Below are 14790 nucleotides of genomic sequence, written 5' to 3'. Positions count from 1 at the left end.
AGGCGGTCACCTGCGCCGGCCCCTCCGGTTCGCCCGGGTCGTCAGCTCCTCGTACGCCGGGCCGTCGCCCGCGCGGACGCGCTCCCAGGCGCGGTGGAACAGCTCGGGCACCGGCAGCGGGGGTACGGCACGGCCGACCGGGTACAGCCCCTCCTTCCAGGTCTCCACCGGCAGCGCGGGCGACTTCAGGTCCCGCCAGCCGCACGGCAGGAAGAGGGTGCGCCCGGCGCGCGGCCGCTTGGCCTCGACGACCACACCGCTCGCGGTGAGTTCGGCCCGCGCCTTCTTCGCCCGGGCGGGCTTCCACCCGGTCCAGCGCGTCCGGTTGCGGTCCGTCGGGTCGGGCAGCGCCAGCAACTGGAGGTAGAGCACGGCCGCGTCCTCGCCGAGACCGTGCGTGGCGGCGACCTCGGCGACCAGCTCGGGCACGCTGACCGACGGGTCCTGGGCGTAGCCCCGCGGGCCGTCGGCACCGGCCGCCACCGCGCGCTCCAGCTCCGGGCCGAGGAGCGTGCTCAGCGCGCGCAGGCCGTCGCCGCGATCCGGGCCGACCAGTCCTTCCAGCAGCCCGAACACCGGGTCGTCCGGGCCGGTGAGCGCGGCCGTGCGGATCAGGACCGCCTCCCCGTGGTACCAGGGGCGCAGGACGAGGGCCGTACCGGCCCGGACCAGCCCCTGTGCGTCGGCGCCGCCGGTGGCGGGCAGCCCGTACGCCTTGCGTACCTCCGCCCCCGTGGGTGTGCCCTTCTCCGTCCACGCCACGCCGGGGTCGTGCAGCAGCTCCGGGTCGGTCATCCGGCGGCGCACGGCGGCCAGACCCTCCGGCAGCGCGGCGCGCAGCGGGTGGCCGTACGGCAGGACGTACGCCAGCGCCGCGAGCGAGACGGCCGCGCCGGAAAAGGCGTACCCGCCGGGCACCGCCGCCGGGTCCTCCGGGGCCAGTTCGCCGTCCGCGCCGAGGCGCAGCCGCGTCGTACGGGCCAGCCAGGGCGTGCGGGACGGGTTGAGGACGTCCTCGGCGTGCCCGGCGTGCAACCCGGCCAGCTCGGCGTCGATGTCCTCCGGTATCCGGACCAGCGAGCCGAGCCGCTCGGCCCAGACGCGTCCGGCCGCGCCGGTGTCCGGGCCCGAGGTCCACAGCGCTTCCGGGTCGGCGGGCAGCAGCGCGCCGAGCAGGGAGGTCCGCGTCCCGGCGGGGAGCCCGCCGAGCCGGGCGACCCCGTACTCGCACTGGCGGGTCTTCAGCCCGATGAGGGCCAGGGTCTCCGCGGTGGGCTCCGGCGGCAGCGTGGCCAGCAGCGCCGTCGCCTGGAACGGGCCGAGGCCGCCGCCGGTCGCGGCCGTCAGCGACTCCGGGGCCCCGGGCTGCCAGGGAGCGGCGCCCTTGGCGCGGATCAGCCGCGTGACGGCGGCCAGGCCCTCGCCGGAGATCTCCGGGTCGTACCGGACCTCCTCACCGAGGGTGAAGTGGGCGACCGGCCCGAACGCGCCCGACGGATCGTGGTCGAGGGCCAGCCAGTCGATGCGGTCCCGCACCCGGTCGACGCGCTTGCTGCCGAGGATCACGACCGTGCGCCCGCCGTGCCGCAGCACCTGTCCGGTCCGCTGCCATCCGTCGGCCCGCTCGCTCAGCGTGATCTCCCGGAGTGTGCCGGGCCCCGAGACGAGCGGCCCCTCGCCGAGCGCCTCGAACAGCAGGAGCAGCGCCTCGCGCTGGGCGTCGGGCAGCGTCGCGGAGGCGGCCCGGAAGGCGAGCGCGCGCAGGGCGCCCAGGGCGGCCGGCCACGCCAGACCGATGCCGGGGACGGTGTGCGTCTCGCTGTGCCAGCCGTCGGTGAGGGCGGCGTTGCGCTCCGGGTTCGTGAGTGGCTTGCCGTGGGCGGCATGGCCCGACAGCACGTGGTTCACGGCCCGGATCTGGCGCAGGGCGGTGCGCTGCTCGCCGTGCCAGTAGCCGTACACGCTCACGATCCCGGACAGCGCCTCGCGCAGCGTGCTGTCCTCGCCGTGCTCGGGGCTGTAGTCCCAGAACATGCCCTCGGTGTGCTCGCGCGGCCGCGCGGGCCGCTCCCGGGGCGGCTCGGCGAAGGTGGTCACCGAGGCCGTGAGCCGCAGTGCCGAACGGACCAGCGAGGTCACACCGGTGATCAGCCGGGCGTCGGTGAGGCCCGGCAACTCCTCGCGCACCGCCCGTACCGTCAGTTCGGCCTCGGACGGCAGGGCCTCCCGCGCGGCCTTGTCGTCCCCGGCGCGCTTCAGGGCCTCCTGACGCTCGGCCAGTGCCTCGGCCGTGGTCCGCATCAGCTCGGCCGCCCGCTCGTCGGTGAGGGCGCGCAGCACGGCCGAGCCCTGCTCGTCGCGCGGCCGCAGGGCGTGCCAGAACGGCAGCGGGGGCACCAGCGGGGTACCCGCGGCGAACTCGCCGCCCGGGCCGTTCAGCTTCACATGGCCCAGCTCGCCGGTCGTGTCGCGGTCGTCGCCCGCGAACAGCATGACGTTCTGGAGCACCCGCGCCGCGACCGGCTCGGCGCCGGGCAGCCGCAGCGTGCCCAGGGGCGCGAAGGCGGACGTCCTCATGGGCAACGACACCGTGCGGCCGTCCGGAGTCCCGGCGGTGCGGGACCGCTCCCCGCCGTCCCCCTCGGTGCGCACCCAGCGGCCCAGGACCGTACCGTCGGTGCCGAACGGGCTCTGCTCCAGGCCGGGTTGCATCGGCAGCAGCTCGCACATCCCGGCCACCAGCTCGGCGTCCTCGCGGACACCGGCGCGCAGCGGCGCGGGCAGGGAGGCGCGACCGTGGTCGCCGGTCGCCGGGTCGTACTCCAGCCACACCGTCCGCAGGCCCTGCCTGCCCTCGCGCCAGTACCCCGTGCCGTCGCCCAGGACGGGACGGCTCGGCGGGAGGTCCGTGTCACCGGCGTGCAGGGCACGGCCCCCGGAGGCGCGGCCCCCACCGGGCAGCGGGATCGAGGCGGCGAGGTCGTCGTTCCCGTACCACCAGGTCGGGACCTGCTCGCCGCCGAGCCCGAACACCTCGGCGGGACGGCTCGACCAATAGGCGCGCTGCTTGTTGTCGTGCCGCCAGACGACCAGCAACTCCCCGTCCACATAGCGGAACCGGGGGCGCTGATGGCGGTCCAGCTCCTGCGGCAGCCGCAGGTCGTGGTCGAGGAGGATCTTCTCCGGACCGACGACGAGCGCCTTGTGCCCCCGGGAGACGATGAGCGCGGGCCATGCCTCGTGGACGGTGACCGGGTGGTGGTTCTTCGGGTCCAGGGTCTGGGCGTCGAGCAGCTCCAGCGCCTCTTCGAGGGCGGGCCAGCCCAGTTCGTCCAGGACACCGGCGCGCAGCGTGCGGCCGAGCAGGGGTGCGAGAGGGTGTCCGGCGACCCGGGCGACCGACTCGGGTGCCGCCTCCGGGGCGACGCTCCGGAAGGGCCGCAGCCGGTCGAGCGACAGGCGCGCGGCGGGCAGGCCGGTCGCGCGGGTGAACTCACCGGACACCTCGTCGAGCCATTCCCGCAGCACCTCGGAGAGCACCGGATGGGCGGCGATGGCCTTCAAGTGGTCGTCGTTCCGGGCGTGTTGACCCCCAGCCGCCTCCACGCCCGAGTGCAGCAGCGGCCGCAGGCGCGGGTCGGCCGCGAGGGCCACCAGGTCCCGGCGGCCCTCCCCGGTGTCCGAGAGCCAGTTGGTCAGCGACATCGGCACCGGGACATCGGCGGCCGGGACGGACAGCGGCACGCCCTCGGCGGCGCACAGGTCCAGCAGATCGACGTGGGCACTCGCCCCCCAGTTCCCGGCGAACAGGTCCACCGGACGCCCGGCGGAGCGCAGCAGCGGTGCCATGCGCCCGGCCAGCGCGAGCGTGGCAGGGGAACGGAGCGCGTACGAGCCGCCGCGCTTGCGGTGCAGCGCCCAGCGGGTCAGCCAGCCGGCCGCGTCCACGCCGTGCTCGCGGGCCGCCGCCTCGTCCGTGAGCAGCCGGTCGGCGCCGGTCCCGGCCAGCAATGCCAGCCAGAACTCGTCGTCCTCGACCTCGCGTCCGAGCCCCGCGGGCATGATCTCCAGCAGCCGCGCCCGCACCCCGGGCCGCTCCTCGGCCAGGGCGCACAGGGCAGGACGGTAGGCCGTCCAGAAGGACGCGGGCGCCCGGACGGCGGCGGGCGAGGTGATCAGGTCGGCGACGAGTGCGCGCTCCTCGGTGTCCCGGTCGAGCCCGGCCGCCTTGATCAGCCCGCGCGCGTCCTGCGGCAACGAGGCGTACGGCGGCATCCCGGCCGCGCAGCGCTCCACCGTCAGCTGCCGGAACTGCGCCCACGCGGCGGCCGGGTCGAGCCGCAGACCGAGGTCCTTCACATGCTCCTTGAGGGCCTTCACGGTCAGCGCCCCGGCGAAGGCGAACTCCAGGAACACCGCCCGCTGCCGCTCCTCGTCCACCGCGAGCGCGTGCACCCGCTCGGCCTCCCGGGCCCGGCCGAAGAACGCGGCGGCGTACGTGGTGTTCTCGTGCTGGAGGAAGGCCCGCGCCGCCTGCTCGTAGAACGTCGGCAGGAAGTGCGGCACCGCCCGCCCGAGCCGGGTGCCCAGCTCCTCGAAGCCCTGCTTGGCGGCCCCCGGGCGGGACTTGGCCTGCCGGGTGAGCCGCTCGACGTCCTTGACCAGGGCGAGCGCGTGATGGCCGTTCGCCGGGTCGTGCACCAGCGCCCAGGCCGGGAAGCCCAGCGTCTCCCGGCGCACCTGGCCGACCTCGGGCGCCTCCGGCTCCCGGACCAGGCCGAGGAACTCAAGGGCCAGGTCCTCGGCCTCCCCGAGGGTGCCGGGCACCAGCCGTACGACCTGCCGGTCCTCCAGCACGGGATGGGTGTAGGTGCGGACGGTGAGCGTGTCGGCGTCCTCGCGCGCGGTGGTGCCGGGCGGCAGGACCGCGCCCGCCTCCAGGAGCGCGGCCAGGGTGGTCTCGTCGTACGTCGTCATGCCGCCCGCTCCTCGTTCTCCACGTTCCGCCCCGCGTACAGCGCCGCGGCCATGCGCATCCCCTCCGACCACGCGACCGGGCCCACCTGACCGAGCTTCAGCACCCGGCCCGCCGGGTCGGTCCACATCAGCGGGCCGGTCTCGGTCTCCTCGTAGCCGTCGTAGTCACCGACCCAGACGCGGGCCTCGATGCTGCGGCCGTCCTCCAGGACGGGGCAGACCGCCTGGCCGCCGCGCACCCGGTAGCCCAGCTGGGCGGCCCGGCCGTGCAGGAAGCGCAGCTCCTTGAACGCGCCGCCCGCGTACTCCTCGACCTGCGTGGCGTTCTCGGACAGGGTGGCCGGGCGGTGCCACACCTCGCGGAAGAGCTGCTGGGCGCGCTGCTCCACGCCGAGTTCGACGGCGAACTCCCGCAGGTCCGCCAGATCCTCCAGGAGCACCGGGTGCGGGATGCGGACCAGCTCGGGGGCCATGCGCACGGTGTCCCCGTCCAGGTCGACCAGGCCGAGGCCGCGCCCGGGGTCGGCGTCCCGCAGGAAACCGGCGATCCGGCCGTCCTCGCCGGTCACCACGAGGTCGCGCAGCGCCCCCTGCCAGGCGGGGTCGGGCCAGACACGGGTGAGCACGGCGAGCGGCACCGCGAGCGAGCGGACCATCCACCGCTCCACGCCCTCCAGGCACTCCCGCTCGTGCCGCTCCAGCCACTCGGCGAGCTGGGCGAGCCCCACGACCGCCGGATCGTCGGCGATCTTCGGCGGCACCGACTTCAGCCGCCGCCCCGTGGCGTTGCGGCACACCACCTTTCCGCCGTCGAGGGTGACCTCGTAGCCACCTGCCGACACCCACCCCATACGTGCCTCCCCGCACCGAAGTGATCAAGTGCAGAAGACTGTAGGCGGCACCACTGACAACGCCCCCCGGCCAGGCCAGGGGGCGTGTGCGGTGCGGGCGGGGTCAGTCCTCGCGGGCCGCCTTCTCCTGCTTCAGGTTCTTGATCCGCACGGCTTCCTTGCGGACCTCCACCTGAGTGGCGCGCTCCTTCTCCAGCCACTCGGGACGCTCCTCCTTGAGCGCGTCGATCTGCTCGGTGGTCAGCGCGTCGGTGACACCGCCGCGCGCCAGACCGGCGATGGACACGCCGAGCTTGGCCGCGACGACGGGGCGCGGGTGGGGGCCGTTCTGGCGCAGCTCGCGCAGCCACTCGGGCGGGTTGGCCTGGAGCTCGTTCAGCTCGGCGCGCGAAACGACACCCTCCTGGAACTCGGCGGGGGTGGCGGGGAGGTACACACCCAGCTTCTTCGCCGCGGTGGCGGGCTTCATCGTCTGGGTGCTCTGCTGCGAACTCATGAGGTCAAGGGTATCGGCCGCGTACGGGTGGGCCGACCGGGGCCGGTAGCCTGGTCTGGTGACAGGCTCGGAGGAAACACCGTCGTTCCGGCTCGCGTACGTTCCCGGAGTGACGCCCGCCAAATGGGCGCGGATCTGGAACGAGCGGCTGCCGGACATCCCGCTCACCCTGCTTCAGGTCCCGGCCGCGGAGACGGACGGGCTGCTGCGCGCGGGTGACGCGGACGCCGCGTTCGTACGGCTGCCGGTGGACCGTACGTTCTTCAGCGCGATCCCGCTCTACACCGAGACCACCGTGGTCGTCCTCCCCAAGGATCACCTGTTCACGGCGGGCGAAGAGGTGACCGTGGCCGACCTCGCCGACGAAGTCCTCTTCCACCCCCTGGACGACGTCTTCGACTGGGACGCGCCGCCCGGCGAGCCCGCCTTCGAGCGGCCGGCCACCACCGAGGACGCGATCGAGCTGGTCGCCGCGGGCGTCGGCCTCCTGGTCGTGCCGCAGTCACTGGCCCGCCTGTACCACCGTAAGGACCTCACCTACCGCACGCTGACCGACGGCCCGCAGTCCAGCATCGCCCTCTCCTGGCCGGAGGAGGCCACCACCGACCTGGTGGAGGACTTCATCGGCATCGTGCGCGGCCGCACGGTCAACAGCACGCGGGGACGCTCCACGGCGACCGAGCAGCCGAAGCAGGAGCGCAAGCGCCCGGAGCCGAGCCGTCAGAAGAGCGGGAAGGCCTCCGGCGGCTCGAAGTCGTCGGGCGGAGCGAAGTCGTCGGGTCGGGGCACCCGTGGCCGGGCCGGAACCTCCGGGAGGGGTACGGGCAAGCCTCGTCGCAGGTCCTGAGCGACGGACCGGGCCAGGCTCGGTTCCCAGGCGTACCGGCCTCGGGGCAGCGGACTCGGCCCTGCGTGGTTCCCGGACCTGTGGCGGGGCGCCGCCAGGTCGCCGCGCGGCGTTCGGCGGCGCTGCGTGCGGAGGTCTTCACCGCGCCGAGCGCGCCGCTCCGCGTGGGCCCGCGCGGAGCGAGGTCCGCCTCGGCTTCGGCCCCCCCGCCGGGTTCATCGCCCCTGGTCACACCACCCGTGTGTCGAGTGGTCACACCACCCCGTGTGTTGAGTGGTCACACCACCCCGTGTGTCGAGCCCAGGCTGCCGGGCATCCCGTCCCGCTCAGACCCCCCGCCCTGCCCCCTCCGCAGCCGCCGTCGGGCCGCCCCCGGGTGTGGCCGCCGGGGCAGTAGCGGCCGTCGTCGGCTCCGGGTGGTTCCGGCGTTCGCGCAGGTCCGCCACCGCCAGGGCCAGGGCGATCAGGATGATGCCGACCGCCGTGAGCAGGCCGAGCTGGAGGGCCGTCGTGGGATTGCCGGCGTTGGCCAGGTGGGCGAAGTACACCGCGCCCACGGCCGCGATGCCCGCCGCCGAGCCGACACGCTGGGCGGTGACCAGGACACCGCCCGCCGCACCGGCCCGCTGGACCGGTACCCGGGTGAGGGTGAGGGCGGTGTTGGGGGAGATGGTGACGCCGGAGCCGAGGCCCGCGATCAGCAGGGGGAGTGCCGCCGCCCAGGCCGCGCCGCGACCCGGTACCGCCTGTACGGCCACGATGACCGCGAGCAGCCCGAACACCACCGCGCTCAGCCCGACGACGACGAGCTTGCGCCCGTGCCGCACCACCAGCCGGCCGCCCCGGGCCGCGCCCACCGCCGAGCCGACCGCGAACGGCAGCGAGGCCAGTCCGGCCCCGAGCGCGCCGTAGCCCAGGCCGTTCTGCAGGAACAGGGTGTAGACGAAGAACACGGTGGTGAAGCCCGCGAAGTACACCACGTTCAGCAGCACGCCGAGGGTGAAGGACCGCAGGGCGAAGAGGTTCAGGTCGACCAGCGGGGCCCGCCCGCGCCGCCCCTGGTGCCGCTCCCAGAGCCAGAACGCGGCCAGCAGCAGCCCCGCCAGCGGCAGCAGCGCCCACTTCTCGCGGCCGGTCCATTGCTGCTCCTGCACCAGCGGCAGCATCAGCGCGAGCATGCCCGCGCCGAGCAGCGCGACCCCGGGCAGGTCCATTCCCTCGCGCGGGCGGCCCGGCGCCACGGGCGTGCGGGGCAGCAGCCGCAGGGCCGCGCAGAAGGCCGCGACACCGATCGGCACGTTGATGTAGAAGATCCAGCGCCAGCCGTCCGCCACGCCGAACGCCTCGATCAGCAGCCCGCCGGCGGGCGGCCCGACCGCCGTGGAGACGCCCACCACGCTGCCCAGCAGGCCGAACGCGCGCGCCCGCTCGGCGCCCTGGAACATCTGCTGGATCAGCCCCGTCGTCTGCGAGGCGATGACGCCCGAGGCCGCGCCCTGCACCAGCCGGTACAGCACCAGCCAGCCCGCACTCGGCGCCAGCGCGCACGCGACCGAGGACAGCGTGAACAGCGCGAGCCCGAACAGGAAGGCGGCCCGCCGCCCGCGCACGTCACCGAGCCGTCCCGCCGGGACCAGCGCGAGCCCGAAGGTGAGGGCGAAGCCCGACACCACCCAGGACACGTCGGCCGCGTCGGCGCCCAGGCCGCGTTCCATCGAGGGCAGGGCCACGTTCACGATCGAGCTGTCGAGCATCGTCATGAAGCCCGCCGTGAGACAGACCGCGAGCGCCTGCCACCGCCGTCGGTCGCCGGTGGCCGGGTGGGTCTGGACTGTAGTCATGGGATCACGCTAGGCAGTCGACGCCCATGGCGCGCGCGGAGATCCGCCCCGCCCGGGGCCTGCCGGAGACCCGCCCGTCGCCCGCCGGGGGCCCGCCAGAAACCCGTCCGTCGCCCGCCCGGTGGCCGCCCGGGCCCGTCCGGCCGGTGTCAGGAGCGCGTCGCCGCCCGCCCCACCGACTCCACGAGCGGCAGCAGCCGGTACGGCACGCGCTCGCGCAGCACCACCTCGGTGCGGGTGCGCACCACGCCCGGCACGCTGATCAGCTTCTGGATGACGTCCTCCAGATGGGCGTTGTCCCGCCCCACCACCCGGGCCAGCAGATCCCCGCCGCCGGTGGTCGAGAACGCCTCCACGATCTCCGGCACGGACGCCAGCGCCTCGCCGACATCGTCCAGATGGCCCTGCGTGACCTCGATGTGCACGAACGCCAGCACCGGATGCCCGAGCGCGGCGGGGGAGAGGGAGGGCCCGGTGCCGGTGATCACGCCGTCCCGCTCCATGCGGTCCAGGCGGGCCTGGAGCGTGCCCCGGGCGACACCGAGCACGCGCGCGTACTCCCGCACACTGGTGCGCGGCTGCTCGAGCAGCAACCGCAGGATGCGCGTGTCGAGTTCGTCCACGGCCATGACGCTCCCGCCTCCTCGTACCGCGCCCGTATCGCGTAGGTCACCGCGACTGTACCAATGGCCCAGCGCGGCGCCTCCTCGGTATGCCGTGCGACCTGGGCCGTTGGTCTGCCACCGGCTCCGCACTCATGGACTTCACTGGTCCAATGGCCCAGCAAATCGGGTGCCAGTTGAGCCAAGTGGCCCTGTGATGCTCATATAGTCAGGTCGATGGCGCTGCGGATCACCGCGGCGCCTTTTTCGTGCGTACGGCCACAAGGGGGCGACAGCAGTGCTGAAGAAGGTGTTCGTGGCGCCGGACCCGGGACACACGCGGTTGCGCTTCGCCGCGCGCGCGGTCCTCGGGATCGGGCTCGCGGTCCTCGTGTGCGGTCTCGCCGGGCACTCCCTCGTCGGGATGGTCGCCGGTGGACTCGCCGCGCTGCTCGCGCTCTTCACCGTCGCCGACGCCACCGTGCGCGGCCAGGCCGTCACCACCGCCCTGCTCCCCGTCGTCGGCATCCCGGTGCTCGCGCTGGCCGCCGGGCTGCACACCCACCCGGTCGGCCGCGACTTCGCCTTCATCGCCGTCGTCGGCGCCGGGGTCTACGCCCGCCGCTGGGGGGCACGCGGACACAGCCTCGGTGTGTTCGGGTTCATGATGTTCTTCGTCGGCCAGTTCCTGCGGGTCACCCCCGCCCGGCTGCCCGAGCTGTACGCCGCCCTGTTGCTCTCCCTGCTCGCGGCCTCGGCCGTGCGCTTCGGCCTGTGGTGCTACGAGCGCCGGATGCCCCCCGCCGCCGCACCCGCGCCGCCCGGCGGCACCGGCCTGGCCCGCGTGACCACCCGGCAGGCGGTCCAGGCGGCCGCCGGGGCCGGGTTCGCGCTGGTCATCGGGCAGCTGGTGTCCGGACAGCGCTGGTACTGGGCCGTCGGCGCCACCTGGTGGGTCTTCGTCAACACCGCCTCGCGCGGCGAGACCCTGGTACGCGGCTTCCGGCGCGTCCTGGGCACCCTGCTCGGCGTCGCCCTCGGCGTGCTCGTCGCGATGCCCGTGCACGGCGCGCCGGTCGCCAGCGCCGTACTCGTCGCGGTCGCCGTCTTCGGCATCTTCTACACGGCCGCCGTCTCCTACACCTGGATGATGCTCTGGGTGACCCTCCTCGCCGAACTCCTCTACGGCCTGTTCGGTGTCCTCGGCCCCGCCCTGCTCGCGCTGCGCGTGGCCGAGACCGCCGTCGGTGTCGTCGGCGCCGCGCTCGCCGTGCTGTTCGTGCTGCCGGTCACCACCCACCGCACCACCGACGCCTCGATCCAGCGCGCCCTGCACTGCGTGCGGGCCTGCACCGCCGAGGCCGCCGCCCGCCTCGCCGGGGCCGACGCCGACCCCGCCCCGCGGGTGGCCGAGCTGGAACAGCTCCTGGGCCGCGTCCGGCTCTCCGTCGCACCGCTGACCCACCCGATGAACCCGCTCCTGTGGCGCAAGCGGCGCGCGCGGCGTGTCCTCGCGCTCCTCGACGACTGCGCCCGTGAGGTGCGCGGCCTGGTCGCGGTCGCCGCCGACCCCGTGGCCTCGCACGACGCCCGGCTCGCCGCCGCCTGCTGGCGCGTGGAGGCCGCCGTCGAGGCGCTCACCGAGGGCGGCGCCGGGCACATCCTGCGCCCGGCCGAGACCCCGGCCGAACCGGCCCTCGCCCACCTCCACGGTCTGGAGCGGGCCCTCGCCGAACTGGCCGAGCCGCTGCACGCCCCGGCGCCCTCGCGGCTGGTCGGCGCCTGACGCGCACCCCTGCGCGTGCCCCCGCCGTCCCGGCGCGCACCCCTCCGCCATTTGGTCCAGACCGGTTGTGACCTGCTGCTAGCGTCGGCACTGTTCTCGGACCGAAAGGGGACAAGGTGGCAGACAGCGGCGAACGCGGACAGGTGCCCCGCCGGGCGTTCATCGGCTCGTACACGGCGGCCGGCGGCCCCGGTCTGGTGACCGCCGAGGTCCGGCCCGACGACGGCGCCCTGATCCGCACCGGCGGCCTCGGCGCCGTGCCCGACCCGTCGTACCTCGCTTTGTCTCCCGCCGGGGACATGCTCTACGCGGTCAGCGAGACGGCCGAGGGTGCGGTGGCCGCGTACCGCGTGCGCGGGGACAAGCTGGAGCCCGCCGGGCCGCCCGTGCCGGTGGACGGCAGCGGACCCGTCCACCTCGGCCTGCATGCCGGTCACCTGCTCACGGCCAACTACGGCAGCGGCACCGTCACCGCCGTCCCCGTACGCTCCGACGGCACCCTCGCGCCCGCCCCCTCCGGACAGCTCCAGCACACCGGCTCGGGCCCGCACGACCGCCGCCAGCGCGGTCCGCACCCCCACCAGGTGCAGGCCGACCCCGAGGGGCGCTGGGCCGTCAGCGTGGACCTCGGCAGCGACTCGGTGCGGGTGTGCGCCCTGGAGGCGGGCGTGCCCGTGCTGCACCGCGAGATCGCCCTGCGGCCCGGCTCCGGACCCCGCCACCTGGTCTTCCACCCCGACGGCGCGCACGCCTACGTCGTCAACGAACTCACCCCCACCGTCACCGTCTGCCGCTGGGACTCCGGCGCGGGCTCCCTGCGGCCGCTGACCGAGGTCCCCGTCCTGCCCGGCGCCCCGGCCGGGGACGCCTACCCCTCCGGCATCGTGGTCGCGCCCGACGGCCGCCACGTGTGGACCGCGACCCGCGGCGAGGACGTCCTGTCCGCCTTCCGCGTCGAGGGCGACGGCCTCAGGCCGCTCGGTACCGTCCCCAGCGGCGGCCACTGGCCGCGCGCCCTGGCCGAGCACGACGGCCGTCTCTACGCCGCCCACGAACGCTCCGGCGGCGTGACCTGGTTCACCGTGGACGGGAAGAGCGGCCTGCCGCGCTACGACGGCTCCCTGGAGGTCCCCGCCGCCTCCTGCGTGATCTTCGGCTGAACGGCCCGGAGAACCCCGCTCAGGCGCGCTCAAGGGCCTGCTCAGACATGCGGGAAGACCTTGCTCGGGCACGCGGCAGAACCTTGCTCGGACACGCGGAAGACCTTGCTCAGGCATGCGGAAGGGCCCGCCCCGGTCTCCCGGGGCGGGCCCTCATGTCGTACGGGTGTCGTGCCGCGTCAGCGGACCGGCGCTCCCTGCGGCTGCTCCGGGGCGATGCCCAGCGCCGTCGTGTACTTGGCGAGCGCGAGCTTGCCGATCGCCGGGTAGGCGCCCAGCGCCTCCGAGGTGGCGCAGTCCACCTCCTCGGCGGCCGCCGTCAGCAGCGACGTGTCGATCTCCGGACCGATCAGGTACGGCGCGAGGGCCAGCTGCTGCGAGCCGGACGCGCGCAGCTGCTCGGCCACGGAGGCGATCGAGCCCTCCTGGTCCAGAGCGGCCGCGATCACCGGCACGGCCAGGCGCGCGGCGAGCAGCATGCCGGTGATACCGGCCGCCTGCACGGCCTCCTCGCCGCCCACGGAGGCCAGGATGATGCCGTCGGCCGCGGTCGCCACGGTGAACAGCCGGGCGCGGTCCGCGCGGGCCAGGCCCGCCTCGGAGAGCCGCACGTGCAGGCCCTCGGCGAGCAGCGGGTGCGGGCCGAGGACGTCGGTCAGCTCGGCGGCGACGCGGCTGTCCATCATCGCCTGGCGGATCTGGCGCAGCAGGGCGCCGTCGGGGCCTGCCAGCAGCGGGACGACCGCGGCGACCGGGCCCTCCGGCTTCTTCGGGTCACTGCCGGCGGCGAGGGCCTGCTCGTAGCGGGCGGTGCGCTCCTCGGCGGTCCGTGCCAGCACGGACTTGAGGGTCGGGAAGTCCGCGTCGTCCCCGTCCAGGTAGCCGATCCGGGCATCCAGGCCGGGCAGCTCGGAGCGGGCGATGCTCACGACCTCCTCGGCGAGGCTGCGCGTGGCGGCGCTGGGCGCGCCGGGCACGGCGAGGACGAACGCGGGCGCGTCCTCGGGAGCCACCAGCGGTTCCGGACGACGGTGACGTCCTGGCTGGCGGGGTCGCGGCATTCGTACTGGGAGGCCGGACTCGGGTCCAGTGGGGGAGCTCATGGCGCCGCATGTTACTGGTTTCCTGTGCTCCCCTGTTCGGGGAGGGTGCAGGTGAGCGGTATCCGTCCGGTTTTGTCTGATGAGTTGCGCAGGTGGGGCGGCTCTTCCCGCCCCGCACCGGACAGTTGGTGCTTCGGAGGACTCAATCCGTATTTATAGTGACCACATGGAGCATGGTCGGCGCAATCGGGACATCGCACCGGTCGGCCGCGAGATCCTCCGCGAGCCGGACCGCACCGCGCAGCGGATCGCCCTCGGCCGGTACGGACCTCGCGTGCGGCAGCCGCTTCGCCAACTCCTCGCGCAAGGGCGCCAGTAGGGGTTCGCCGAGGTGGAAGAGGCCACCCGTGAGCGCCACTTCGGGCTCCCCGTCCGCCGGGCACACGGCGGCGGCCGACTCGGCGAGATGCCGGGCCCCCGCACGCAGGATCCCGGCCGCGACCGGATCGTGCGCCGCGCACTCGCCCACGGCGGGCGCGAAGGAGGCGAGCACGGCGGCGCGGTCGGTGCGCGGATAGATCCGGGCGGGCAGTCCGGCCATCGCCCCGAACCGCTCCGTCGCGCGCTCCAACAGCGCGGTCGAGCCGCCGTCCCGCCCGTCGTGCGCGCGCAGCGCGGCCTCGAGCCCGGCCCGGCCGATCCAGGCCCCGCCGCCGCAGTCGCCCAGCAGATACCCCCAGCCGTCGGCCCGACGCCAGCCGGTCAGGTCCGTGCCGACGGCGATCAGACCGGTGCCCGCGGCGAGCACGGCACCGGGACGGGGGCCGAGGGCGCCGACGTACGCGGTCACCGCGTCGGCGGCGAGAGCGACGGTCCGTACCCCCAACTCCCGGGCGAGCGCACCCGGCAGCTCGGCACGCAGGGCCTCGCCCAGACTCGCGAACCCGGCGGCCCCGACGACGGCCCAGGAGATGCGGTCCGCCCCGGCCTCGGCGGCCAACGTACGGGCCAGGGGCGCGACTTGTGCCATGAGGTGCGCCGGGTCGAGGCCGCGCTCCGTGGTCCGCACCGGCTCGCCGGTCACCGCCTCGGCCGTACGACCCGTGCCGGGGATGCCCACCGCCACCCGGATTCCGGAGCCACCGGAGTCCACGGCGAGGAAGGCGGACGTCACGGCGGACGCCGGT

At 75.0% G+C, this 14790-nt stretch carries 10 protein-coding genes; 3 read left to right on the top strand and 7 right to left on the bottom strand.

Translation table 11 applies throughout. The annotated features are described in order from the left end of the window. Window positions 1-6: 6 nt before the first annotated feature. The 3 genes from AB0E91_RS21925 to AB0E91_RS21915 all read right to left on the bottom strand — a co-directional run bounded on the left by AB0E91_RS21925 (window position 7) and on the right by AB0E91_RS21915 (window position 6324). Entirely contained in the window at window positions 7-4977 is a 4971-nt protein-coding gene (locus AB0E91_RS21925; protein ID WP_361784305.1) for a hypothetical protein, read from the bottom strand. Beyond that, a complete protein-coding gene (locus AB0E91_RS21920; RefSeq protein ID WP_361784302.1) occupies window positions 4974-5828 on the bottom strand; it encodes a DUF4132 domain-containing protein in 855 nt (284 codons plus the stop codon). Before AB0E91_RS21920 ends, AB0E91_RS21925 begins: the two co-directional genes overlap by 4 nt. Window positions 5829-5931: 103 nt before the next feature. Beyond that, window positions 5932-6324, bottom strand: a complete 393-nt coding sequence (locus AB0E91_RS21915) for a DUF5997 family protein (protein WP_361784299.1) — start codon at window positions 6322-6324, stop codon at window positions 5932-5934. A gap of 58 nt (window positions 6325-6382) precedes the next feature. Here AB0E91_RS21915 and AB0E91_RS21910 point away from each other — a divergent pair, with 58 nt between their 5' ends. Further along, window positions 6383-7171 (top strand): LysR family substrate-binding domain-containing protein, encoded by a 789-nt coding sequence (locus AB0E91_RS21910; protein ID WP_361784296.1) that lies wholly within the window; start codon window positions 6383-6385, stop codon window positions 7169-7171. A 326-nt stretch (window positions 7172-7497) separates the two neighbouring features. Here the strand turns inward: AB0E91_RS21910 and AB0E91_RS21905 are convergent, their stop codons facing one another. After that, window positions 7498-9012 (bottom strand): MFS transporter, encoded by a 1515-nt coding sequence (locus AB0E91_RS21905; RefSeq protein ID WP_361784293.1) that lies wholly within the window; start codon window positions 9010-9012, stop codon window positions 7498-7500. Between the two features lie 149 nt (window positions 9013-9161). Beyond that, window positions 9162-9641 carry an Lrp/AsnC family transcriptional regulator gene (locus AB0E91_RS21900; RefSeq protein WP_361784290.1) on the bottom strand — a complete coding sequence of 160 codons (480 nt, stop codon included), beginning with the start codon at window positions 9639-9641 and terminating at the stop codon, window positions 9162-9164. Window positions 9642-9912: 271 nt separating this feature from the next. On the opposite strand from AB0E91_RS21900, the gene AB0E91_RS21895 reads away from it, so the two are divergent. Both AB0E91_RS21895 and AB0E91_RS21890 read left to right on the top strand, forming a co-directional pair. Next, window positions 9913-11400 (top strand): FUSC family protein, encoded by a 1488-nt coding sequence (locus AB0E91_RS21895; RefSeq protein ID WP_361784287.1) that lies wholly within the window; start codon window positions 9913-9915, stop codon window positions 11398-11400. Between the two features lie 116 nt (window positions 11401-11516). After that, on the top strand, window positions 11517-12560 hold the full coding sequence (locus AB0E91_RS21890) for a lactonase family protein (protein ID WP_361784284.1): 1044 nt from the start codon (window positions 11517-11519) through the stop codon (window positions 12558-12560). Between the two features lie 179 nt (window positions 12561-12739). On the opposite strand, the gene AB0E91_RS21885 is transcribed toward AB0E91_RS21890, so the two are convergent. Together AB0E91_RS21885 and AB0E91_RS21880 are read right to left on the bottom strand one after the other, a co-directional pair. After that, on the bottom strand, window positions 12740-13663 hold the full coding sequence (locus tag AB0E91_RS21885; protein WP_202485271.1) for a hypothetical protein: 924 nt from the start codon (window positions 13661-13663) through the stop codon (window positions 12740-12742). 142 nt (window positions 13664-13805) lie between these two features. Beyond that, a complete protein-coding gene (locus AB0E91_RS21880; RefSeq protein ID WP_361784281.1) occupies window positions 13806-14777 on the bottom strand; it encodes a BadF/BadG/BcrA/BcrD ATPase family protein in 972 nt (323 codons plus the stop codon). Window positions 14778-14790 lie beyond the last annotated feature (13 nt).

Origin of the sequence: Streptomyces sp. NPDC026659, assembly GCF_040638245.1 — a bacterium.
Taxonomy (GTDB): domain Bacteria; phylum Actinomycetota; class Actinomycetes; order Streptomycetales; family Streptomycetaceae; genus Streptomyces.
Note: the sequence above shows the minus strand (reverse complement) of the source record. Positions and strands in the feature narration are given on the sequence as shown.